Origin of the sequence: Aurantimicrobium photophilum (assembly GCF_003194085.1) — a bacterium.
GTDB lineage: Bacteria > Actinomycetota > Actinomycetes > Actinomycetales > Microbacteriaceae > Aurantimicrobium > Aurantimicrobium photophilum.
Genome location: NZ_CP023994.1, coordinates 1090307 through 1110277, shown reverse-complemented (window position 1 = coordinate 1110277; position 19971 = coordinate 1090307). Strand labels below are relative to the sequence as shown.

At 55.8% G+C, this 19971-nt stretch carries 24 protein-coding genes; 18 read left to right on the top strand and 6 right to left on the bottom strand.

The window, feature by feature from the left end:
- The first annotated feature begins 3 nt into the window (after positions 1 to 3).
- The 3 genes from AURMO_RS05520 (at position 4) to AURMO_RS05510 (ending at position 2677) form a co-directional block, all read left to right on the top strand.
- Positions 4 to 1542: an amino acid permease gene (locus tag AURMO_RS05520; RefSeq protein ID WP_110233825.1), complete on the top strand. Its 1539-nt coding sequence runs from the start codon at positions 4 to 6 to the stop codon at positions 1540 to 1542.
- A 71-nt stretch (positions 1543 to 1613) separates the two neighbouring features.
- Positions 1614 to 1988, top strand: a complete 375-nt coding sequence (locus AURMO_RS05515; RefSeq protein ID WP_110233823.1) for an FKBP-type peptidyl-prolyl cis-trans isomerase — start codon at positions 1614 to 1616, stop codon at positions 1986 to 1988.
- A gap of 2 nt (positions 1989 to 1990) precedes the next feature.
- Positions 1991 to 2677, top strand: a complete 687-nt coding sequence (locus AURMO_RS05510; protein ID WP_110233821.1) for an alpha/beta hydrolase — start codon at positions 1991 to 1993, stop codon at positions 2675 to 2677.
- On the opposite strand, the gene AURMO_RS05505 is transcribed toward AURMO_RS05510, so the two are convergent.
- From AURMO_RS05505 to AURMO_RS05490, 4 genes are all read right to left on the bottom strand, one after another.
- Complete coding sequence (locus AURMO_RS05505) at positions 2674 to 2895, bottom strand: DUF167 domain-containing protein (RefSeq protein ID WP_110233819.1); 222 nt, start codon at positions 2893 to 2895, stop codon at positions 2674 to 2676. The genes AURMO_RS05510 and AURMO_RS05505 overlap by 4 nt on opposite strands.
- A gap of 25 nt (positions 2896 to 2920) precedes the next feature.
- Positions 2921 to 3313, bottom strand: a complete 393-nt coding sequence (locus AURMO_RS05500; protein WP_162532683.1) for a DUF805 domain-containing protein — start codon at positions 3311 to 3313, stop codon at positions 2921 to 2923.
- Between the two features lie 91 nt (positions 3314 to 3404).
- Positions 3405 to 3764, bottom strand: a complete 360-nt coding sequence (locus tag AURMO_RS05495; RefSeq protein ID WP_110233815.1) for a DUF805 domain-containing protein — start codon at positions 3762 to 3764, stop codon at positions 3405 to 3407.
- Positions 3765 to 3875: 111 nt separating this feature from the next.
- The gene (locus AURMO_RS05490; protein WP_110233813.1) at positions 3876 to 4235 is read right to left on the bottom strand and encodes a DUF805 domain-containing protein; all 360 of its coding nucleotides are present in this window, start codon (positions 4233 to 4235) and stop codon (positions 3876 to 3878) included.
- A gap of 212 nt (positions 4236 to 4447) precedes the next feature.
- Here AURMO_RS05490 and rpsO point away from each other — a divergent pair, with 212 nt between their 5' ends.
- From rpsO to AURMO_RS05455, 7 genes are all read left to right on the top strand, one after another.
- Complete coding sequence (rpsO, locus tag AURMO_RS05485) at positions 4448 to 4717, top strand: 30S ribosomal protein S15 (RefSeq protein WP_110233811.1); 270 nt, start codon at positions 4448 to 4450, stop codon at positions 4715 to 4717.
- Positions 4718 to 5038: 321 nt separating this feature from the next.
- The gene (locus AURMO_RS05480; protein WP_110233809.1) at positions 5039 to 7288 is read left to right on the top strand and encodes a polyribonucleotide nucleotidyltransferase; all 2250 of its coding nucleotides are present in this window, start codon (positions 5039 to 5041) and stop codon (positions 7286 to 7288) included.
- A 154-nt stretch (positions 7289 to 7442) separates the two neighbouring features.
- Positions 7443 to 8456, top strand: a complete 1014-nt coding sequence (locus AURMO_RS05475; protein WP_110233807.1) for an aldo/keto reductase — start codon at positions 7443 to 7445, stop codon at positions 8454 to 8456.
- A 45-nt stretch (positions 8457 to 8501) separates the two neighbouring features.
- Positions 8502 to 9884 carry a M16 family metallopeptidase gene (locus tag AURMO_RS05470; RefSeq protein ID WP_110233805.1) on the top strand — a complete coding sequence of 461 codons (1383 nt, stop codon included), beginning with the start codon at positions 8502 to 8504 and terminating at the stop codon, positions 9882 to 9884.
- 3 nt (positions 9885 to 9887) lie between these two features.
- Positions 9888 to 10490, top strand: a complete 603-nt coding sequence (locus AURMO_RS05465; RefSeq protein WP_110233803.1) for a histidine phosphatase family protein — start codon at positions 9888 to 9890, stop codon at positions 10488 to 10490.
- A gap of 9 nt (positions 10491 to 10499) precedes the next feature.
- Entirely contained in the window at positions 10500 to 11222 is a 723-nt protein-coding gene (gene dapB / locus AURMO_RS05460) for a 4-hydroxy-tetrahydrodipicolinate reductase (RefSeq protein WP_110233801.1), read from the top strand.
- An 11-nt stretch (positions 11223 to 11233) separates the two neighbouring features.
- Complete coding sequence (locus AURMO_RS05455) at positions 11234 to 11680, top strand: hypothetical protein (protein ID WP_110233799.1); 447 nt, start codon at positions 11234 to 11236, stop codon at positions 11678 to 11680.
- A gap of 4 nt (positions 11681 to 11684) precedes the next feature.
- Here the strand turns inward: AURMO_RS05455 and AURMO_RS05450 are convergent, their stop codons facing one another.
- Both AURMO_RS05450 and AURMO_RS05445 read right to left on the bottom strand, forming a co-directional pair.
- Positions 11685 to 12191 carry a M23 family metallopeptidase gene (locus tag AURMO_RS05450; protein WP_110233797.1) on the bottom strand — a complete coding sequence of 169 codons (507 nt, stop codon included), beginning with the start codon at positions 12189 to 12191 and terminating at the stop codon, positions 11685 to 11687.
- A gap of 69 nt (positions 12192 to 12260) precedes the next feature.
- Positions 12261 to 13856 (bottom strand): MFS transporter, encoded by a 1596-nt coding sequence (locus AURMO_RS05445; protein WP_110233795.1) that lies wholly within the window; start codon positions 13854 to 13856, stop codon positions 12261 to 12263.
- Positions 13857 to 14072: 216 nt separating this feature from the next.
- Here AURMO_RS05445 and rpsB point away from each other — a divergent pair, with 216 nt between their 5' ends.
- The 8 genes from rpsB to AURMO_RS05405 all read left to right on the top strand — a co-directional run bounded on the left by rpsB (position 14073) and on the right by AURMO_RS05405 (position 19968).
- Entirely contained in the window at positions 14073 to 15032 is a 960-nt protein-coding gene (gene rpsB, locus AURMO_RS05440) for a 30S ribosomal protein S2 (protein ID WP_110233793.1), read from the top strand.
- A 36-nt stretch (positions 15033 to 15068) separates the two neighbouring features.
- Positions 15069 to 15896, top strand: a complete 828-nt coding sequence (gene tsf, locus AURMO_RS05435; protein ID WP_110233790.1) for a translation elongation factor Ts — start codon at positions 15069 to 15071, stop codon at positions 15894 to 15896.
- A 130-nt stretch (positions 15897 to 16026) separates the two neighbouring features.
- On the top strand, positions 16027 to 16740 hold the full coding sequence (gene pyrH / locus AURMO_RS05430; protein ID WP_110233788.1) for a UMP kinase: 714 nt from the start codon (positions 16027 to 16029) through the stop codon (positions 16738 to 16740).
- Positions 16741 to 16775: 35 nt separating this feature from the next.
- A complete protein-coding gene (gene frr, locus AURMO_RS05425; protein ID WP_110233785.1) occupies positions 16776 to 17330 on the top strand; it encodes a ribosome recycling factor in 555 nt (184 codons plus the stop codon).
- Positions 17331 to 17350: 20 nt separating this feature from the next.
- Positions 17351 to 18325, top strand: coding sequence for a phosphatidate cytidylyltransferase (locus AURMO_RS05420; protein ID WP_204163595.1), 975 nt, complete (start codon positions 17351 to 17353; stop codon positions 18323 to 18325).
- Positions 18326 to 18361: 36 nt separating this feature from the next.
- Entirely contained in the window at positions 18362 to 18913 is a 552-nt protein-coding gene (locus tag AURMO_RS05415) for a DivIVA domain-containing protein (protein ID WP_110233781.1), read from the top strand.
- An 81-nt stretch (positions 18914 to 18994) separates the two neighbouring features.
- Complete coding sequence (locus AURMO_RS09000; protein ID WP_204163594.1) at positions 18995 to 19678, top strand: aggregation-promoting factor C-terminal-like domain-containing protein; 684 nt, start codon at positions 18995 to 18997, stop codon at positions 19676 to 19678.
- Positions 19678 to 19968: a hypothetical protein gene (locus AURMO_RS05405; protein WP_110233778.1), complete on the top strand. Its 291-nt coding sequence runs from the start codon at positions 19678 to 19680 to the stop codon at positions 19966 to 19968. Before AURMO_RS09000 ends, AURMO_RS05405 begins: the two co-directional genes overlap by 1 nt.
- Positions 19969 to 19971: the final 3 nt, after the last annotated feature.

Below are 19971 nucleotides of genomic sequence, written 5' to 3'. Positions count from 1 at the left end.
TTAATGTCCAAAGACACCTTGAACGTCTCGGGTGTGACGTACACAACCGCAGACGCCAACTATTTCAAGAAACGGACGCTCAAGCGTTCGGCCGGTTTGTGGGGCCTCTGGGGTCTCGCAGTAGCAGCAGTTGTTTCCGGCGACTTCTCCGGATGGAACTTCGGTATTGGCTTCGCCGGCTTTGGTGGAATGCTCATCGCATTCGCCGTCCTCATCTTTATGTACTACGGAATGATGTTCAGCATTGGTGAGATGGCGGGAGCCATGCCTCACTCTGGTGGAGCTTATTCATTCGCCCGATCGGCAATGGGGCCGTGGGGTGGATTCATTACCGGTCTCGCAGAAACGATTGAGTACGTCGCCACCACTGCCGTGGTTGTCTTCTTCTCTGCGTCCTATGCCAACAGTGTGACCAGTGAACTCTTGGGACTCAACCTGCCCATGTTCGTCTGGTACATCATCCTGTATGCGGTGTTTGTGTTGTTGAACTCCGCAGGTTCTGCCGTGTCCTTCAAGTTCGCCATCGTGGTGTCGATCATCTCAATCGCAATCTTGCTGGTCTTCTCTGTCATGGCGGTGTTCTCCGGCAAGCTCGACTTCAACTCGCTCTGGAACATCGCTCCAGATGCCGGTCAGTCCACGTTCCTCCCACACGGGTGGTTGCCGATTCTGTTCGCTCTTCCCTATGCAATGTGGTTCTTCCTGGGTATTGAAGAACTTCCTCTTGCTGCCGAAGAAGCCCACGACCCTGTCAAGGACATTCCTCGTGCAGGTCTGATCGCTCGCACTACCCTGATCGTGACTGGTTTGTTGGTGCTGTTCCTCAACACTGCCCTTGTCGGCGCCGAAGGAATCAGCGCTGCAGGTGAGCCATTGCTTGATGGCTTCCGCGCCATGGTCGGTGACGGTGCAGCAGCTGTGCTTGCACTGTTTGCTCTCATTGGTTTGCTTGCTTCCCTCCAGGGAATCATGTTCGCCTACGGCCGCAACATGTACTCGCTCTCACGAGCTGGTTACTACCCCAAGGTGCTCTCTCTGACAGGAAAGCGCGAGACCCCCTACGTTGCACTGACCGTTGGTGCAGTTATTGGGTTCCTTGCACTGATTGCAGTTGACTCCCTCGGTGGAGCAACCGGTGTTGCCGGAGCTATCGTGCTCAACATCGCAGTATGGGGTGCTGTTATCGCCTACATCCTGCAGATGGTGTCCTTCGTTATCCTGCGCAAGAAGTTCCCCAAGGCTAATCGCCCCTACAAGAGCCCTTGGGGTATCCCCGGTGCTGTTATTGCGGCAGTGGTCTCGCTGGCGATCTTCTTCGGATTCTTCATCAACGAACCAGCACGTCCAGCCATCATCGCTATTGCAGTGATCTATGCATTGATGCTGATTGGTTTTGCACTCTACGGACGTAAGCGACTGGTGCTCTCACCTGAAGAAGAATATGCCGTTTCAGGAGGTCTCCACGGAGACCCCCAAAAGGAAGGCTACGGCGGCAAGGTGGAGAAGGATCTTCTCGCCTCCGACGGTGCTGACGGAAAATAAGTAACCTCCAGTGAAATACGGGGCCGGTTCCTTCTGAAGGAGCCGGCCCTTTTCTCTGCCAGAATTAACCCATGACTGAACACAACCTCACAAAGCCAGAAATCGACGCCCCAATGGGTCCTGCTCCCGCGGAGCTTGAGATCACAGACATCGTCGTCGGCGACGGCGCAGAAGCAACCCCCGGTGCAACCGTTGACGTGCACTACGTCGGTGTTGAATACGAAACCGGCGAAGAATTCGACGCTTCCTGGAACCGTGGCGAATCCATCAACTTCCCTCTCCAGGCCCTCATCTCCGGATGGCAAGAAGGTATCCCTGGTATGAAGGTCGGCGGACGCCGCATGCTCGTGTGCCCTCCCGCTAAGGCATACGGTCCAGCTGGTGGCGGTCACCGCCTCTCCGGTAAGACCCTCATCTTCGTTATCGACCTGCTGGGCGTTAGCTAAGCATGACCTTCCCTGCCATCGACAGCACCGCTGTGCGGTGGTCAGTACCACGAGAGAGTGTCGCCACCGTTCTGGCCGAACGCCCCTTGCTCATCATGATGCATGGCTACGGCTCGAACGAGGGCGACCTCTTCTCGTTAGGGCAGTACCTGCCCGAACAATTTGTTATTGCCTCGTTGCGAGCACCGCTCACTGCAGGACCGGGCAACGCCTGGTTCGCCATTGACTACGACGCAGAGAATGACACTCTTCGCCGTGACATCAACGAAGTTACTGCCTCCACCCACCGCCTCATTGAGTGGATTGATGAACTAGACGCTGAAGTCGGCGGCTTAGGTGATGTTGCACTACTAGGCTTCTCCCAAGGGGGAGTCATGCTCACTCAGCTCTTCCGTCACCAGCCTGAACGCTTCATAGCAGGTGTCTTCTTTGCCAGCTTTGCTGTGGATGACACCACTGAGGGTGCTGCAGAGCGCGATCAAGCGCTCGCGGATGTAAAGCCGCCATTGTTCTGGGGTCGCGATCCACAAGACCCCGTGATCACCCCCAACCTCATTGACTTCACGCGCCGCTGGTTACCAGAACACTTCGATGTGGAAGCCAAGCTCTATGCCCATGTGGGCCACAGCTTGTCTTTGGAAGAAATCGAAGACGCTGCTGCGTTCTTGCGCAGGAACGTAACCGGTTAGTCGTCGATCTCGACCTGTTTGATGCGTGCAGTGTGACCGCGCACAACACGGACACGTGACTTGGGCACGTCAAAATGATCAGCCATGAGCTTTATTACTCCCTCGTTGGCAGCGCCATCAATAGCTTTTTCGCGCACGAAAACGACAATACCTTCGTCGTCTGACTCGACGAGAGGACCTTTGGAACTGCCGGGTTTCACCCGAACCACAACGCGCATATCTAGAAGCTAGCGCGAAGAGCGATTACTTACCGAGGTATTGAACACCGAACTTGTTCGAACCTGGCTGGCTGGGCTGCAGCATGAAGATGATTTCGAGCAGACCTCCCACAGCGGGGATAAATCCGATGAAGAACATCCAGCCGGACATGCCCTGGTCGTGGTAGCGACGCACGGTCACAGTGATGCGCGTAATCCACAGGAATACCCAGATCGAACCTGCAGCAATAAGGAAAGGAAGAATTGCCCAGACATCGCGCTGAGGAATCAACATGGCTACCAGAATGACGGGGAGAATGGTGAACATCTGAACGATGAAGGTGAAGAGAACCCAGTACCAGTATTCTGAGCGCGGAGCGCGGCCCTCAAGCTTGGTTGCCTTGGAAAAAACAGATTGAATCGCCTGAGAAAAATTCATAATCTCCATCTTGGCTTATCCAGGGATTAACCCCCGAATTGAAACTGCCCCCTGTGAATAAACACAGAGGGCAGTTTCAATGATTGAGCTGTTATGCAGGCTTGGGGCTAGCTCCGAAACGGTTAGCTTCAACGTCGCTGTCTTGGACAAACCAGATCAACAACATGATGAAACCTGCAATCGGAATGAGGCCATAGAGCAGGTGCCACCCTGAACGGTTGGTGTCGTGGAGACGACGCACACCAAACGCGAGGGAGGGAAGCAATAATGCGAGGCTTGCCAGGCTGCCAAGGTCACTGAAGAAATTGTCTTTGTCGCCCGAAAGAATGTTAAAAGCTGCGCTGACGAGGACGGTAAACAAAAACCACCACCAGTAACCCGAACGGCGTGAACGTCCCTGGAAATTGGCGTAGTTCTTGAAGCCAATAGTGATTGATTCTCCGAAAGTCATGGGTTCCCCTGTTAGTAGACGATGTGTCTCAGGCTAGTCGAGCTGACACTTATCAAAGAATGACTGCCTCCAGCGATTCTCGCTGAGGGCAGTCATTGCACATGGATTGTTTTAGCCTTTGGGGCTAGCACCAAAGCGGTTAGCATCAGCATCGCTGTCCTTGACATACCAAACCAGCAGAAAGATCCAGCCCACAAGTGGGATCAGGGCGAACAAGACAAACCAGCCCGACTTGTTGATGTCGTGGAGGCGGCGAACTGAAAACGCTAGTGAAGGTAGAAACAATGCCAGGGCTGCGATGGTGCCCACAATTCCGAAGATGTTCGAGGAATCTCCACCGGAAAGAATGTTGAAGGCGGCGCTGACAATTGCTTCAAAAAGTGTCCAGTACCAGAAACCTGAGCGACGAGAACGTCCCTGGAAGTTGGCGTAGTTGCTGAAGCCGAACTTGATTGCTTCACCGAAATTCATGATTACTCCTGACTGTTGCGAGAAACAACAACCGTTGTCACTCCATTTCAGGCTACTCCCGGTGAGTGAACAACGGATTGACCTCTGGTTTCTGGCGCGCCTCACACTCTGATAACCTTGTGAAGTTGCCGTCTAACGGCCGCGGATAAAGAGAGCTCAGACATAAGGTCATGGGCGCCGCGCAACGAGGTACTAAGAAAGGGGATCCCAACATGGCACTTGAAGCAGATGTCAAGAAGGCGATCATCGACGAATACGCAACTCACCCCGGTGACACTGGATCTCCTGAGGTTCAGGTTGCACTTCTCACCAAGCGCATCAAGGACTTGACCGAGCACCTCAAGGAGCACAAGCACGACCACCACTCACGTCGTGGACTGCTGCTGCTCGTTGGTCAGCGTCGCCGTCTTCTCGGCTACCTGTCCGATGTCGACATCACTCGCTACCGTAAGCTCATCGAGCGCCTCGGTCTGCGTCGCTAGTCGAATACAGACGTTCACCAAGAGCCACCCTTCGGGGTGGCTCTTGTGATTTAACCTGACATTCATCTTCGAAAGTCAGCCTTCATGGGCTTATTGAGGGTTTTGGGGTACTCTTAGAGAAGAGCAGGCAGGCAGTTCGCTGGTCTTCGGTGGTGGTTTACCAACAGATGTTGGTGGATTTCTACTGGTGGCCAGCACGAAGTCTGATACTCGTGCGATGTATGTGCGTTGATAACGCCTTCGTTCTGTCTTGTTCTGCTTTCGAACGTATGAGTCGAATCCCACACGGGGAATCGACGTAAAACAAAGGAGAAACCTTCAATGGAAGGTCCAGAAATCAAATTCGCCGAAGCCGTTATTGACAACGGTAAGTTCGGCAAGCGCGTCGTCCGTTTTGAAACCGGTCGTCTCGCACAGCAGGCTCAGGGCGCAGTTGCGGCCTACCTGGATGAAGAGACCATGTTGCTCTCTGCTACTTCGGTCAGCAAGCAGCCTAAGGATAACTTCGACTTCTTCCCTCTGACCGTAGACGTTGAAGAGCGCAGCTACGCAGCAGGCAAGATCCCCGGTTCGTTCTTCCGTCGTGAAGGCCGTCCCTCGACTGAGGCCATCCTGGTCTGCCGTCTGATCGACCGCCCACTGCGCCCATCATTCGTTGATGGTCTGCGCAACGAGGTTCAGATCGTTGTTACCGTTCTGTCTATTGCTCCTGGTGAGTTCTATGACGCACTGGCCATCAACGCTTCCTCCGCATCAACCCAGATCTCCGGTCTGCCTTTCTCTGGTCCTATCGGTGGTATCCGTATGGCTCTGATTGACGGCCAGTGGGTTGCATTCCCCAACGTTGAGCAGCTCAAGGACGCCGTCTTCGACCTCGTCGTTGCTGGTCGCATCGTTGTGGACAAGGATGGCAAGGAAGACGTCGCCATCATGATGGTTGAGGCAGAAGCTACCGAAGGTAGCTGGGACCTCATCAAGGCTGGCGGCATCAAGCCCGACGAGGCAATCGTGTCTCAGGGTCTCGAAGCATCGAAGCCTTTCCTCACCGCACTCATCAAGGCTCAGGAAGAGCTCGCACGTCAGTCGGCAAAGGAAGTTCAGGACTACCCCGTATTCCTGCCTTACTCTGACGAGCTTTACGCCGCAGTGAGCGAACTCGCACTTGCTGACCTCGAGAAGGTCTACCTCATCGCAGACAAGATTGAGCGTCAGAACGCTGACGACGAGGTCAAGGCACGCGTCAAGGAAGCTATCGCTGCACAGGTTGCCGAAGGCAAGCTCGAAGAGATTGCTCTCAACCAGTTCGGTGCTGCGTACAAGTCGGTAACTAAGAAGGTTGTTCGCGGACGTATCCTCACCGAGGGTGTTCGTATGGACGGCCGTGGTCTGCGCGACATCCGTGCACTGGATGCTGAAGTTCAGGTCATCCCTCGCGTTCACGGTTCAGCTATCTTCCAGCGTGGAGAGACCCAGATCATGGGTATCACCACTCTGAACATGCTGAAGATGGAACAGCAGATTGACTCGCTGTCTCCGATCACTTCGAAGCGCTACATGCACCACTACAACTTCCCTCCATATTCCACCGGTGAAACCGGTCGTGTGGGAACTCCTAAGCGCCGCGAAATCGGTCACGGCTTCCTGGCAGAGCGTGCTCTCGTTCCCGTGCTTCCTGCACGTGAAGAGTTCCCTTACGCCATCCGTCAGGTATCTGAGGCTTTGGGCTCCAACGGTTCGACCTCGATGGGTTCGGTCTGTGCATCGACTCTGTCGCTGCTCAACGCTGGTGTTCCTCTGCGCGCTCCTGTTGCAGGTATCGCTATGGGTCTGGTTTCTGACCAGGTCAACGGTGAGACCCGCTACGCAGCTCTGACCGACATCCTCGGTGCAGAAGATGCTCTCGGCGACATGGACTTCAAGGTTGCTGGTACTTCTGAATTCATCACCGCGATTCAGCTCGACACCAAGCTCGACGGCATCCCTGCCTCCGTGCTCACCGGTGCGCTGACTCAGGCGAAGGAAGCTCGTACCGCAATCCTCGCTGTCATCAACGCAGCGATCGATGGTCCTGACGAGATGGCAGCTACTGCTCCTCGCGTGATCAGCGTTCAGATTCCTGTCGACAAGATCGGTGAACTCATCGGTCCTAAGGGCAAGACGATCAACACCATCCAGGACGAGACGGGTGCAACCATCTCGATCGAGGATGACGGAACCGTCTACATCGGTGCAACCGATGGTCCTTCGGCTGAGGCAGCTCGCGCACAGGTTAACGCCATTGCGAACCCCACCAACCCTGAGGTTGGCGAGCAGTTCCTCGGTACCGTCGTCAAGCTCGCAACCTTTGGTGCGTTTGTCTCCTTGCTTCCTGGCAAGGATGGCCTGCTGCACATCTCTGAGGTGCGCAAGCTCGCTGGTGGCAAGCGTGTGGAGAACGTTGAAGATGTTCTCTCCGTTGGCCAGAAGGTTCTCGTCAAGATCACCAAGATCGATGACCGTGGCAAGCTTTCGCTTGAGCCCGTTCTCGAAGGTGAAGAGGGCGAAGCAGCCGCTGAAAGCGACGCAGAGTAAATTCACTCCAACGAAACCCGTCCCACTTTGGTGGGGCGGGTTTCGTCTTTCTGGGGGACACTTTAAAGCCCTGGCGGGGGACAATTTCCGTCTACTAGTAGACCGTTGGTCTGTCGTAACATTGCTGTGACATTTCTGCTCTATCGTCAGAGTTATGACCGGAGAAACAGGGGAAGTAGCCTCCGGAGCAGCCCGCTCCGCAGAGGCTGAAACTCCTCTGCGTCGCATCGGTCAAACCGACATTGAGGTCTATCCGGTAGCTCTCGGTGGAGCGGTGTTTGGCTGGACTCTTCCTAGTGGTCGTTCGACAGATCTTCTGGATCGATTCGTTGAACTCGGTGGCAACCTGGTCGACACCTCTGACTCGTATTCCTCAGGAATGTCAGAACAGATTATTGGCAAGTGGATGCGCGAGCGTGGTAACCGCGACAAGGTGGTTGTGGCCACCAAGGTGGGACGTCATCCTGAATACCCTGGCCTGTCTGCCAGAAACATCATCGAAGCTGTTGATGCTTCTCTCGAACGTTTGCAGTCCGACCACATCGACCTGCTCTACTTCCACGCCGAAGACCCTGATGTCTCACTCGAGGAGAGTCTTTCCGCGGTTGAAACCCTCATCCAAGCAGGCAAAGTTCGTGCGCTTGGTGCATCCAACTTCACTGCCGATCGGCTTCTGGAAGCACGCATTGCGGCGGGCAGCGGTTTGCCTCGATTCGAAGCTGTGGCTTTGGAATACTCGCTTCTTCGACGGGACATTGTTGAAGGAAATATCGCCATGATGGCGATTGCCCAGCGCATGTCCGTGATGCCGTATTTCGTGTTGGCTAATGGATTCTTAGGCCGTCACCGCAACATCAAGGGCTTCAACCCCAGTGATACGCGCGCTCGTCGTGCGGCACAACATGGTGGACGCCATGGCACACATGTTTTGCGTATCTTGGACAACATCGCCATGACGCAGGGCGTGGATATTTCCACCGTGGCATTGGCCTGGGTTTTGGGTCGTCCTGCCGTGGGCATCCCCACAGCGGGTGTTGAGTCGCTTCGTGAACTCGAAGCACTCATGCACGCCCCTCAGGTTCAACTCACTCGCCAGCAGTTAGCGGACCTGGATCGTGCCTCTGCTGAGCAAGGTCGTAACTGGCTGCCTGGACGTCAACGTTCTTAATATCTCTGCCGCACGTCGGTGGTGTGCCCTAGGCTTGAGCACCGTATGAATAACCCCATTGCTTTCCCGCTCGATCAGCCCGAGCTTCAGTTCATTGCATCTGGTGATGCTCTCGTTCGCCGCAGCGTTTTACCTTCTGGTGTGCGCATCCTGACCGAACGTGTGCCCGGTGCACGCAGCGTCACGCTGGGCTATTGGGTTGCCGTGGGCTCCCGAGATGAGATTCCAGCAGAAGAAGCTCACGATGGTCAGTGGGCACACCCTGCGAGCTTGGGTTCCACCCATTTCCTAGAACATCTCTTGTTCAAGGGCACGCCGACCCGAACCGCACTCGATATTGCGATTGCCTTTGACTCGGTTGGTGGCGAACACAATGCCGCCACCGCCAAGGAATACACGTGCTACTACGCCAAGATTCGCGACAGCGATCTGCCCATGGCCATCGATGTCATGAGCGACATGCTCACGTCCAGCTTGATTGACCCTGATGAGTTTGAAACAGAACGCGATGTCATTCTGGAAGAACTCGCGATGGCAGAGGATGACCCGTCGGATGTTGCCCAGGAGCGCTTCTTTGAAGGTGTGCTGGGGGGCCATCCGCTGGGTCGCCCTATTGGTGGAAGCCCAGAAACTATTCGTGCGGCCACGCGCGAAGCGGTCGTGGCGCACTACCGTGCCAACTACCGTCCCAATGACTTAGTCATCACGGCTGCGGGTTCGCTGGATCACGATCAGCTCGTGGCACAAGTTCAGCGCACCTTAGAAGCTGCTGGCTGGGATCTCTCGGTTGAAGCCACTCCAGTTGCACGCCGTCCTCGCACACCAGTACTCATTACCCAAGGCAAAGCTTTGCAAGTGATTGAGCGCCCCATCGAGCAGGCCAACATCATGTTGGGTGTTCCCGGCATCGTGGCAACAGATGAGCGCCGCGTGGTCCAGACTGTCATGAACGCCATCTTGGGTGGGGGAATGTCTTCACGTCTGTTCCAGGAGATTCGCGAGAAGCGTGGACTTGCCTATTCGGTCTTCTCTTTTGCTTCGTCCTATTCAGATGCGGGTGCGTTCGGGCTCTTCGCGGGTACCTCTCCGAAGAAGGCTCCTGAAGTAGCCGAGCTGCTGTTATCCGAATTCCACAAGTTCGCAGAACACGGTGTTACTGAAGATGAGCTCAGCCGGGCCAAAGGCCAGCTTGCAGGCGGTTCCGCTCTTGCACTAGAGGACACCGATACTCGTATGTCTCGTCTGGGGAAGTCTGAGATTTCTTCGGGTGAATTCATTGACTACGACGCTGCATTAGCGTTGTTGGCGGAAGTCACCCCGGAACGTATTCAAGATCTTGCCAAGGAACTTGCTGCTGGCAAGGTTTCTTTGGTTTCTGTGGGCCAAGCAGATGAGGCCGCGTTATCGCGTATCCTTTCTGAGGGGTAATCAATGGCACACAACATCATCTTGGTTCGTCACGGCGAACAGCTCGACGCCGAACACGGCGTCATTGACGGTCCCCTCTCCCCGCGCGGTATTGCTCAGGCAGAAGCAGTCGGACGTCGTCTAGCCGATGTTGAGTTCTCTCATGTGTGGCACTCTCCGTTGGAGCGGGCATGGGAAACCGTGCGCGTGATGAGTGAGCAAATGCAGGGTGTGACCACGGAGCCTTCTGCGTTGCTGATGGACTGCATCCCTGCGGGCAAGAGCGATGAAACCCCGTCGGTCTTCGATCCGTTCTTTGGTTCTGTAACTGAGGCAGATATTGAAGCAGGCTCTGCTCAGATGGCAGATGCTGTTGCAGAATTCCTCGCTCCAGGTCGTCAGGGCGAAACTGACCTTCTGGTTACTCACAACAACGTCATTGCGTGGTTTGTGCTGGAAGCCCTCGGTGCACCGGCATGGAAGTGGGTCACCTTGAACCAGGCCAACTGTGGAATTACTGTTCTGCAACAGCGTCCAGGTCGCCCCTGGGCTCTGGTTTCACACAATGACCTCGGCCACCTGCCCGTGGAATTGCGTTCGGGTATTCCTGACGCCTACACAATCTAGACTTGAATCGTGACTACATCCGTTGCCGTCGTTGGTGCCTCAGGGAAACTGGGCTCTCTTGTCTGCCGTCTGATCAATGAATCAGAGGACTTCACCCTTGCCGCCCAATTGGGGTCTCAGAGTGATCTGAGTGAGATGCTCGTGGCAGACATCGTTGTGGACGTCTCTCTGCCATCGATTAGCCGCAAGGTTCTCGAATACGCCGTGGAGAACGGCAAGTCCATCATGATTGGCACCTCGGGTTGGTCAGCAGAGCGCATCAACCAGGTTGAACCACTCATTGAAGCTCACCCTGAAGTCGGTGTCATCTTCATCTCGAACTTCTCGCTTGGTTCTGCACTCTCTGCGCACCTGGCCACCTTGGCAGCTAAGCACTTTGACTCCATTGAGATCATCGAAGCTCACGGCATCCACAAGGTTGACTCACCTTCAGGAACTGCCGTGAGTACTGCTGAGCGCATTGGCAAGGTGCGTGATCAGGATGTTCAGGCTCCTCACGCTGACCAGCGTGCTCGTGGTCAGCTGGTTGCTGGTGTTCCTGTGCACTCGCTGCGCATGGAAGGCGTTGTGGCCAAGCAGGATGTCATCTTTGGCGGCAACGGTGAAACCGTCACCATTACCCACACCACTCTCTCTGACCGCTCCTATGAAGCGGGCATCATGGCTGCCATTCGTGCACTTCCTGGTCTTTCCGGCAAAATCGTCGGTCTTGACCGCGTGATTAACCTCTAAACATTCTCCTGATGCGCGCAGTTCTTGGAGCATTGCTCATGGCAGCGCTGCTGGCGTTGTATTTGTGGGCTGCCGCCTATCAAGGCGTGGTCATGATCAGCACGGGTGTTCCTGTTGCCATCGTGATGGGTGTTGCCCTGATTGTGTTGCCGGTTGTGGGTGCCTGGGCGCTGTGGCGAGAGATAGCTTTTGGTATCTCTTCGACCAAGTTGGTCAACATTCTGAAATCTGAAGGATCTCTTCCAGGAGATGACCTGCCTCACCGTCCCAGTGGACGTCCCATTCGCTCCGATGCGGATAAAGAATTCCCTGAATATGCCGCTGCCGTGGATGCAGAACCTGCCAGCTGGCGGGCGTGGTGTCGTTTGGGTCTGGCTTATGACGCATCGGGCGACCGTAAGCGTGCTCGCGCTGCCATTCGCACCGCAATTGCGCTGCACAAGTCCAACCCGGTTTAGTCTCCTAATCCCAGGGCAGTAGCACTGCCGCTGGGATAGACGCCAGCATGGCTAGGGGTGAGAGATAGTCCTTGCCCTGCCTCGCGCCCATGTGAAGGCATGTGCAGTGATTACTCGTGGTGACGGTTCCGATGACTTGGCCTCGGGTGACACGATCTCCTTCGGTGAGGGTGGAGGTCACTGGTTCGAACGTGGAAAGAAACTGTCCGTGATCGAGTGAGATGAGTTCCCGGTCGACCACGGTGCCCACAAAATGAACCACGCCATCGGCAGGGGCAAGGACTTCTTGCCCCACTTCGGCAACGAGATCGATGCCTCGATGACCTGCGCCATAGAAAACGCTGGGTGCCTCATAGCCGCGAGAGATGGTGTGTGCTCCAGCCAATGGCCAGGACCAGCTCCCTGCGCGCAGGGCATGGGCAGGGGAGGCGTTGAGCGTCACTGCAATCGCCACACAGAACAAGCTGGTGGCAAGGAGTTTGGCAAAGTCGTTGTTCTGAAATCCCCACATGCCTCAGAGCATGAGCTGTAGTGGTGTTCTCAGGTCAGTGTTTCTAACTTTCAGTGCAGAAGTTGCGCTCTAGTGAACTGTGGAGGACTGCTGGGCATATTCGGCATAGAGTTCACGCTCGCGGTTCTTCTTGGGGAAGAAGAAGAACGTGATGATCATGCCAATGAGCATGACAACAATGCCAGAGGCATAAGCCCAGTTCGCGCCATCTAAGAATGATTGCTTGGCAGCATCCATGATGGCCTGCGAGTAATCCGGATACTTCGACGCCAAATCTGCGGCACTACCGAAGGATTTCTTGAGGGTGTCACCAATGCTGGAGGTGATTTCGGCCTGAGTGGCTGCAGGTGCTGCAGAGATGGACTTGGCAATAGCGGCGGCATAGCCAGCGCCGAGGATTGCCCCCAGCAGCGACTGCATAATGGAGCCACCTAGGTCACGCTGGAGGTCACCTGTTCCAGATGCCATACCCACCTTGGTGACGGGAACAGAGTCAGTCAGAGCGTGGCTGGCTGGAGTTCCCGCAAAGCCCACACCGGCACCAATCAAGACATAGCTGATGATCACTAGAGCCAGGGGAGTGTGGATGTTCCAGCCGAACAACATCACCAAGAACCCAGCCATGCAGACAACGAAGCCCACTAGCAAGGTGATGCGAGAACCATAATTCTCAATCATGCGACTCGAGAACGGTGCCACGATCACCATCGCGAGAGCTGAAGGAATGATGGCGAGGCCTGCCTGCAGGGTGTTGTAACCAAGAACGTTTTGCAGGAACTGCTGTCCCACAAACATGGCACCCATCAAGGAGCCAAACACGATGATTCCAGACACAGCCGCCACCCAAAAGGGTGGCCGTGCTGCATACGTCAGGTCGAACAGCGGTTCACTCGCGTGCTTTTGGCGCCAGAAGAACAAGAAACCGGTCACTGCAGACGCACCCAGCATGCCGATGGCAATGTCGAGCTGGCCGTCGAGTGCGATGTAGTTGATGCCCAGGACCAGAGTTCCAATGAAGATTCCCGAGAGCACACCGCCGAGGTGGTCCACCTTATCTTTGGTTTCATTGACGTGAGCAGGAACCAAACGCCACACCAGGAAGATCGCCACAACGGCGAACGGCACAGCAATCAAGAAGGAATAGCCCCAGGGCAGAATCATCAAAACGGCTCCGGCCAACAACGTGGAAGAGGCGGACATCGCCGCACCTATGGCTGACCAGAGCGCAATCGCGCGTGTGCGAGCAGGGCCAGACCACAGCGCCGTGATTAACGCCAAGGTGGTGGGGTAAGCCATACCGGCAGCAAAACCACCAATCAACCTAGACAGTGCCAGCATTTCAACGCTGGGGGAGAGGGCCGACATAAACGCTGCCGGAACACCAATAATCAAACCGGCCAGCAGCATCAGCTTGCGGCCGTAACGGTCACCCAAGGCGCCCAAATACAGCACGGTTGCAGCGAGGCCGAGGGAGAAGCCAACCGCGACAACGTTGAGCCCAGCCTGTGAGGCACCTAGGTCGCGGCCAATGTCGGGGAGACCCACATTGGCTACAGCCAAGTTCATGTTGGCCACCCCAGCACCCAGAATCAGTGCCGTGAGCACCAAACCAGCCTTTTGGGGAGAGGTGCTGGGTGGAAGTGCGACGGTCGCTGAAGATGCCATACCCCTATCTTGCCTGTTATGCTGGTCAAGCACTCCATTTATGGGGTGACTTCGCGTGCCCAACACGTTTGACAAAACCCTTCGGTCGAAACTGAGCAATCAGATTCGCGGGAATTGCATCGGGCACTAGGGCGAGAACCAACCGGTCCTCGCGACAAAACCGCAAGCGGTATGTGTTGTGCTGTGCATAAAACATGCCAAGAAAAGGAGATGGCCATGGCCGTCGTAACAATCCGCCAGCTGCTCGACAGCGGCGTTCACTTTGGTCACCAGACCCGCCGTTGGAACCCGAAAGTAAAGCGTTTCGTTCTTGCTGAGCGTTCCGGTATCCACATCATCGACCTGCAGCAGTCTCTGCAGCACATCGACAACGCTTACGAGTTCGTGAAGGAAACCGTTGCACACGGTGGAACCGTTCTCTTCGTTGGAACCAAGAAGCAGGCTCAGGAAGCAATCCTCGAGCAGGCAACCCGCGTAGGTCAGCCTTATGTCAACCAGCGTTGGCTCGGTGGCCTCCTCACCAACTTCAACACCGTTGGTAAGCGCCTCGCACGTATGAAGGAGCTCGAAGAGCTCGACTTCGAAGACACCACGAAGAGTGGCTTCACCAAGAAGGAACTTCTGATCAAGAAGCGTGAACTCGACAAGCTCCACAAGAGCCTCGGTGGTATCCGCAACCTGACCAAGACCCCTTCCGCAATCTGGGTTGTTGACACCAAGAAGGAGCACCTGGCAATCCAGGAGGCACAGAAGCTTGGTATTCCCGTTATCGGTATCCTCGACACCAACTGTGACCCAGACGAGATGACCTACCCCATCCCTGGTAACGACGACGCAATCCGCTCTGTCGGTCTGCTGACCCGCGTTATCGCTGATGCAGTAGCTGAGGGCCTGATCCAGCGCCACCAGAAGCCTGCTGAGGGTGAATCTGCTGAGCCATTGGCTGAGTGGGAGCGCGAACTGCTCGAAGCTGGTGCAGAAGCCGCAGTAGAGGCAGCCGTCGTTGAGGCAGTTGCTGAAGTTGTTGCTGAAGAGGTAGTAGCTGAGGCTGCTGCTGAGAAGAAGCCTGCTGCAAAGAAGGCTGCTGCTCCCAAGGCTGACGCTGCAGAAAAGAAGCCTGCCGCTAAGAAGCCTGCCGCTAAGAAGCCTGCTGCCAAGAAGCCCGCAGCAGAATAATTTCCCACTTTCAAGCCTTAATTAGGAGCTAGAACTATGGCATCTTTCAGCATGGAAGACCTCAAGACCCTGCGCGAGCGCCTCGGCACCGGCATGGTCGACACCAAGAACGCCCTCACCGAAGCAAACGGTGACTTGGAGAAGGCAACCGAGATTCTTCGTCTCAAGGGAGCAAAGGGTAACGCTAAGCGTGCCGACCGCTCCACCAGCGAAGGCCTCGTTGCTGCCAAGGAAGAGAACGGCACCGCAACCATGATCGAGCTCGCGTGCGAGACCGACTTCGTGGCTAAGGGTGACAAGTTCGTTGCACTCGCAGCAAAGGTTCTCGACGCAGTATCTGCAGCTGGCGCAACCTCGGTTGACGCAGGCCTCGCAGCAGCTGCTGGTTCGCAGACCGTTGCTGAGCTCATCGCAGATGAGGCAGCAATCCTGGGTGAGAAGATCGAACTTCGTCGTCTCGTTGCTTTCAGCGGCGACAAGTTCTCCATCTACCTGCACCAGACCAGCCAGGACCTTCCTCCTCAGGTTGGTGTTGTGGTTGCCTACACCGGTGACGACGCAGAGACTGCTCGTGCAATTGCACAGCACATCTCCTTCGCTGACCCTGTGTACCTGAGCCGCGCAGATGTTCCTGCAGAGGACATTGAGAAGGAGCGCGCCATCGTTACCGAGATCAGCCGTAACGAGGGCAAGCCCGAAGCTCAGCTGGAGAAGATCGTTGACGGTCGTATCTCTGCCTACATCAAGCAGATCGCTCTGCTCGAGCAGGAATACTCTCGCGACAACAAGTTCAAGGTCCAGCAGGTCCTCGACAACGCTGGCATCACCGTGACGGGCTTCGCTCGCTTCAAGGTTGGCGCATAGTCGTTAGAACGATTCGTAAAGAAGCCCGGTCCGAAAGGACTGGGCTTCTTTCATGTGTGCCGGTAGTTCCGAGCCCTGTGATGCCCGTGTAAATTGGTCTTAGCGCCACTGCTTTTAGATAAGGAACCTCATGCCGACAAACACCCGCCGTCGCGTACTACTCAAGCTCTCGGGTGAGGCATTCGGTGGCGGTGGACTGGGTGTAAACCCAGATGTGGTCAGTGCCATTGCCCGCGAAATCGCGGCAGCTTCCGAACACGTTGATATCGCCGTGGTTGTTGGTGGCGGTAACTTCTTCCGCGGAGCTGAGCTGTCTCAGCGCGGAATGGACCGCGCACGCGCGGACTACATGGGCATGCTCGGTACCGTGATGAATGCTTTGGCCCTGCAGGACTTCCTAGAGCAGGCAGGTGCGGCAACTCGAGTGCAGTCGGCTATTGCGATGAGTCAGGTTGCTGAGCCATATCTTCCCCTGCGCGCTATTCGTCACTTGGAAAAGGGTCGCGTCGTCGTCTTCGGTGCAGGTGCAGGTCTTCCCTTCTTCTCGACCGACACTGTTTCTGCACAGCGTGCGCTCGAAATCCACGCAGATGAGGTCCTCGTAGCTAAGAACGGTGTCGACGGTGTCTACACCGCAGATCCCAAGACTGACCCCAGTGCAGAGAAGCTGGAGACCGTCACCTTCCGTGACGCCCTCAAGCGTGGACTCAAGGTCGTCGACTCGACAGCATTCAGTCTCTGCATGGACAACAAGATGCCTATGCGCGTCTTCGGTATGGAGCCTTCCGGCAACATCACCAAGGCCATTCTTGGCGAAAAGATCGGCACGCTGGTCACCAACTAGACTGGCTCTAACGCACCAAATTTCAAGGAGTTACCGTGATCGCGGAAGTACTGTCAGATGCCTCAGAGCGCATGGCCAAGGCTGTTGAAGTAGCCAAAGAAGATTTCTCTAGCGTCCGTACCGGTCGCGCAAACCCTGCCATGTTCCAGAAGGTCATGGTCACCTACTACGGCAGCCCCACTCCGTTGGCGCAGCTGGCTTCTATGCAGAACCCTGAAGCTCGCACCCTGCTGATCACCCCCTTCGACAAGACCGCTCTGCGCGACATCGAGCAGGCTATTCGCGACGTGCCTAACCTGGACGCTAACCCCACTAACGACGGCAACGTGATTCGTGTCACCATGCCCGAGCTCACTGAAGAGCGTCGTAAGGAATACGTCAAGATCGTGAAGACCAAGGCAGAAGACGCCAAGGTATCTCTGCGCAACATCCGCCGCAGCGCCAAGGATGGCATTGACGCCTTCAAGGGTGAGCTCGGCGACGACGAGCGTGCTCGTGGTGAAAAGGAACTTGAAGTCATCACCAAGAAGTATGTTGACGCGATTGACGAAGCACTCAAGCACAAGGAAGCTGAACTCCTCAAGGTTTAGTCCTTTTCCTGGCCACAGCCATGAACGAGAATCCGAACCGCGACGAACACAGCCGGAGAAATCCGGCTGGTGAGCTGCATGCGCAGTTCCGGGCGACCCGTGCTGACTTTGAGCGCCAGCTCGAAGCCCGCCGGATGCAGTTTGAAAAGACCAACGAGCGCATCAAGGCGAAGTCGGGTCGTAATCTTCTAGGCGCCATCGGCATCGGAATTGTGCTTGGTGGTTTGCTACTGTTGAGCCTGTTGGTCAATAAAGACCTGTTTATGCTCTTTGCTGCGGTTCTGCTGGGTATCTCAGCAGTTGAGCTCGCGACTGCTTTGCAAGCAATGGGACGCCGCGTTCCTCGCATTCCCACTGCTATTGCCACAGTCCTAGCTGTACCTGCAGCGTATTTCTACGGTATTGGGGCTGCGCTGCTGGTTGCCCTGGGTGGTGCCGTGGTCGTCACGTTGTGGCGTTGGGTAGAAATCAAGCGTGAGTATCATGCCACCGCTGATGTGAGTCTGCGTAAAGACTTCCTTGCTGCCGTCTTTGTGCAGGCCTATGTCACGGTGCTAGGAAGCTTTGCTGTGGCTTTGGTGGCCAAGCCAGATGGTCAGTGGTGGACTCTGGCTTTCCTCATCATCGTGGTCTCCGTCGATACCGGCGCCTATGTCAGCGGTTTGAACTTTGGTAAGCACCCCATGGCACCCAAGATCAGCCCCAAAAAGACGTGGGAAGGTTTTGCTGGAGCAGCGCTTGCTGCCATCATCGCCGCTACATTGCTCAGCATCTTCATGATTGGTCAACCATGGTGGTTTGGATTGGTATTGGGGCCCATCCTTTTGGTTACGGCCACACTCGGTGACCTGGGAGAGTCTCACATCAAACGCACCATCGGAGTGAAAGACATGAGCTCCTGGCTTGCCGGTCACGGAGGTTTCTTGGACCGACTGGACTCGATTCTTCCCTCTGCCCTCGTGACTTTCGTGATCTATTCCCTTGTTGTGCACTAAGGCACTGGAATCTCTGAAACAATAAAGCTTGTGAGTATGACTTTCCCCCGTGTTAAGCGCGGTACCCGTGGCTACAACATTGCTGAAGTCGATGCGTTTATCGCTGAAGCACGTATTGCCTATGACAGCAATATCGCAGGAGCATCAACCCTGACCTCTCACGCCATTCGCGACACGTCCTTTGGGCTGGCTAAGGGTGGGTATTCCACTCGCCACGTTGACGGCGCTCTCGAGCGTCTCGAGACGGCCTTTGCTGAGCGTGAGCGTGCTGTTGCCTTGGCAACCATGGGTGAAGCTGCCTGGCTAGAGCAGGCAAGTCGCAACTCTGCTGAGCTCACCGCTCGATTCTCGCGTGAACCAAAACACCGCTTTTCTCGAGTTGGCTTCCTGAGTCAGGGATATGCCATCAAAGACGTTGATGCTTTCGCCGATCGCGTGCTGGCCTACTTACTCCAGGGTGAGCCCCTGAGCGTTGCAGATGTCCGTTCCGTCACATTCCGCGCAGCACGCGGCGGCTATGACGAGGCGCAGGTGGATGCAGTACTCGATGCACTTGTGGACCTGCTTCTCTCCCTCGGCAACAACTAAAACCCCTGTTCAGAGCCACTCTGCTGGCTGTTTCACAGCCTTCTGGTCTAAAATCAGAGAACTGTGGGTAGACATTCTGAAGTGACACGCGCCTCGGACCATTCGGTCGTCCGAGCCTTGCGTGATTCCGCGAACAAGTCGAAGGTGCGCAGAGCGCCGGTGGCTGTTGTTCGTCCTCGCCTTGTCATGCCTAGTTTGTTTCCCTCACAGCGCTCGGCAGGATTGTTTTCTTCTGCCTTTGTCATCACGGTGGCCTTGTTATTGGTGAACGTCGTTGACCCATATTCGGGTGCTGTTGCGTCGCCGTATTACATTCCTGCCACCTCGACGACGTCACGCGCTGGACAAGACGTGACCGTTGAAGGCACATATACAACAGCCGCAAGCCGTGATGCCGTGACCGTTACAGGTCGTTCTGCCGCCAAAGCATCAGCGACGGCGCCTGCTGCAGGAACTCCCGACCCCGACACCGCCCAGGCCATCGGCCTGGCAGCTGTCAAGGCTCGTGGCTGGGGCATGGAGCAGTATGACTGCCTCGTTGCGCTGTGGAATCGTGAGTCCCGCTGGAACGTTTATGCCCACAACACCAGTAGTGGTGCGTATGGAATCCCACAATCCCTGCCGGGTGAGAAGATGGCTACTGTCGCAGATGACTGGCAGACCAACCCTGCAACACAAATTGAATGGGGCCTGCGGTATATCGAGGGTCGCTACGGTTCACCCTGTGGCGCTTGGGCACACTCTGAAGCTGTTCGCTGGTACTAATGGCGCGCAACAATCGTTCGCGCAAGCGTGAGGCCGAGTATGAGCCTCTGGACGTGGAGCGTCTGACTACGGGCTGGCGTCGTACGGAGGTGCGCTCAGGCCGTCAATGGACCGTACAGCCCATTTCAGCACTCAATGCCACCAAGACGTACACTTGCCCCGGTTGCTCGGGAGAAATTGCTCCAGGCGTTTCTCACCTCGTTGCCTGGCGAAATGATGGCATTCTGGGAGACCAGGCTGATCTTGAAGCTCGTCGCCACTGGCACGAGGCCTGCTGGAAAGTGAGCTAAAGC

What these genes read in the sequence shown, in the direction of transcription:
- AURMO_RS05505 (WP_110233819.1), bottom strand. Translation starts at nt 2,895, where the DNA reads ATGCGCGTTGTGGTTCGGGTGAAACCCGGCAGTTCCAAAGGTCCTCTC.
- pyrH (WP_110233788.1), top strand. Translation starts at nt 16,027, where the DNA reads ATGCCGACAAACACCCGCCGTCGCGTACTACTCAAGCTCTCGGGTGAG.
- AURMO_RS05480 (WP_110233809.1), top strand. Translation starts at nt 5,039, where the DNA reads ATGGAAGGTCCAGAAATCAAATTCGCCGAAGCCGTTATTGACAACGGT.
- AURMO_RS05510 (WP_110233821.1), top strand. Translation starts at nt 1,991, where the DNA reads ATGACCTTCCCTGCCATCGACAGCACCGCTGTGCGGTGGTCAGTACCA.
- AURMO_RS05415 (WP_110233781.1), top strand. Translation starts at nt 18,362, where the DNA reads ATGACTTTCCCCCGTGTTAAGCGCGGTACCCGTGGCTACAACATTGCT.
- AURMO_RS05500 (WP_162532683.1), bottom strand. Translation starts at nt 3,313, where the DNA reads ATGAATTTTTCTCAGGCGATTCAATCTGTTTTTTCCAAGGCAACCAAG.
- AURMO_RS05490 (WP_110233813.1), bottom strand. Translation starts at nt 4,235, where the DNA reads ATGAATTTCGGTGAAGCAATCAAGTTCGGCTTCAGCAACTACGCCAAC.
- rpsO (WP_110233811.1), top strand. Translation starts at nt 4,448, where the DNA reads ATGGCACTTGAAGCAGATGTCAAGAAGGCGATCATCGACGAATACGCA.
- tsf (WP_110233790.1), top strand. Translation starts at nt 15,069, where the DNA reads ATGGCATCTTTCAGCATGGAAGACCTCAAGACCCTGCGCGAGCGCCTC.
- AURMO_RS05465 (WP_110233803.1), top strand. Translation starts at nt 9,888, where the DNA reads ATGGCACACAACATCATCTTGGTTCGTCACGGCGAACAGCTCGACGCC.
- AURMO_RS05450 (WP_110233797.1), bottom strand. Translation starts at nt 12,191, where the DNA reads ATGTGGGGATTTCAGAACAACGACTTTGCCAAACTCCTTGCCACCAGC.
- AURMO_RS05405 (WP_110233778.1), top strand. Translation starts at nt 19,678, where the DNA reads ATGGCGCGCAACAATCGTTCGCGCAAGCGTGAGGCCGAGTATGAGCCT.
- AURMO_RS05445 (WP_110233795.1), bottom strand. Translation starts at nt 13,856, where the DNA reads ATGGCATCTTCAGCGACCGTCGCACTTCCACCCAGCACCTCTCCCCAA.
- AURMO_RS05470 (WP_110233805.1), top strand. Translation starts at nt 8,502, where the DNA reads ATGAATAACCCCATTGCTTTCCCGCTCGATCAGCCCGAGCTTCAGTTC.
- AURMO_RS05520 (WP_110233825.1), top strand. Translation starts at nt 4, where the DNA reads ATGTCCAAAGACACCTTGAACGTCTCGGGTGTGACGTACACAACCGCA.
- AURMO_RS05420 (WP_204163595.1), top strand. Translation starts at nt 17,351, where the DNA reads ATGAACGAGAATCCGAACCGCGACGAACACAGCCGGAGAAATCCGGCT.
- AURMO_RS05455 (WP_110233799.1), top strand. Translation starts at nt 11,234, where the DNA reads ATGCGCGCAGTTCTTGGAGCATTGCTCATGGCAGCGCTGCTGGCGTTG.
- AURMO_RS05495 (WP_110233815.1), bottom strand. Translation starts at nt 3,764, where the DNA reads ATGACTTTCGGAGAATCAATCACTATTGGCTTCAAGAACTACGCCAAT.
- AURMO_RS05515 (WP_110233823.1), top strand. Translation starts at nt 1,614, where the DNA reads ATGACTGAACACAACCTCACAAAGCCAGAAATCGACGCCCCAATGGGT.
- AURMO_RS05475 (WP_110233807.1), top strand. Translation starts at nt 7,443, where the DNA reads ATGACCGGAGAAACAGGGGAAGTAGCCTCCGGAGCAGCCCGCTCCGCA.
- rpsB (WP_110233793.1), top strand. Translation starts at nt 14,073, where the DNA reads ATGGCCGTCGTAACAATCCGCCAGCTGCTCGACAGCGGCGTTCACTTT.